General features: G+C 36.5%; 1 protein-coding gene. It reads right to left on the bottom strand.

Annotation, left to right across the window (positions count from 1 at the left end; genetic code table 11):
- Positions 1-49: 49 nt before the first annotated feature.
- Entirely contained in the window at positions 50-1,120 is a 1,071-nt protein-coding gene (locus Q5Y73_RS24560) for an S-layer homology domain-containing protein (RefSeq protein ID WP_305994558.1), read from the bottom strand.
- Positions 1,121-1,300 lie beyond the last annotated feature (180 nt).

Genomic DNA, 1,300 nt, shown 5'->3' with positions numbered 1-1,300 from the left:
TTGCTGAAGATCATTACATTATAAAAGGGATAGCTTGTACCCATTAAGTTTAGTCTATTGGGTTGGGATCAACCTCTACTTTAGGATAACCGTACACATGACCAACTAACGCATTAAAATACCCTGGAATGTCTTTCAGTTTAAATTCAAGTAAATGATTTTCTGTAAATGTTTCGACTGTCATATAGCCATAATCTACTTTTGCTCCTTCTCCTTTTAACGCTGAATCTAAAATCCATGTATAAGTTAAACTTAGTAGATTGCTGTGAAAACCATAAATAACGATTGCTTTTTCGTGGTCATAGCGTACTCCCGAATCATAAGTATCACTATACTGAAACCACATTTCTCTTAGTGCTTGATCAGAAAGGCTAAACTCTCCCTCATCCTCATAAGATACATTCACATAGTCTTTTCCGACATTGTAAGTCAAATCATCAAACCAAGCATAAGCAGTGATATCCCCTCTTAGCTGCAACGTTATGTACTTGGCATGATCAAGTACTCTTATTATCGTTACTATCGCCTGCTCTCGCGTAATATGTTTACGTGGCATAAATTGACCATTTGACCCCTTCATTAATTCTAAATTATAGGCTGCACTTACTGCAGGTATAGCCCATTCCCCTATCTGGTCATAATCCCAATAACCCATTTCTTCCTCTGTTGCATAGGAAACAATGCTTGCTTTATGTATTGTATTCATCAGCATTTGTGCAGCTTGCTCACGTGTGATAAAAGCATCTGGTGAAAAGGTCGTATCTGATGTACCATTTACACTGCCAATAATATAGGCAAGCTTGACGTGATCTAAATCCGTATCTTCAAAGGATTGATCAATCGTCACTTTTTCCAGTACCATCTCTTTTGTCCATTCATGTGACCTTTCAACCAATTCTAATTTTTTAAAAGCTACGTTAACTAATAACTCCGCAAACTCCTCTCGCGTAATTGGATCAGCATAATTAGCTTGCAATCTTTCAGGTACAATTCCTAAATCGATGCCTCTTTGAATCGTTTCTTTCGACCAAGCACTCGGCTGGCCTCCAACTGCAAATACAGATGTAGATGGAAGTAACAACATTAATGATAAAATAACTACTAACGGCTTCTTCAACATAATTACCCTCTCTTTTTCCTAGTAATATAATTAGAAAGTCTCTTACAATATAAAACTTCCATTCACTAATTTACCAATCTCATTATACTGAAAAGGTTTGTCAGAAGTAAATAATAACTAATAGATTAGGGCTCTTTAATCCCCTGTTTTACTGAAGACCGATATTCCACAATATGGCCC

The organism is Chengkuizengella axinellae (assembly GCF_030730905.1).
Lineage (GTDB): Bacteria > Bacillota > Bacilli > Paenibacillales > KCTC-33759 > Chengkuizengella > Chengkuizengella axinellae.
This window is presented reverse-complemented; position numbering and strand designations above follow the sequence as displayed.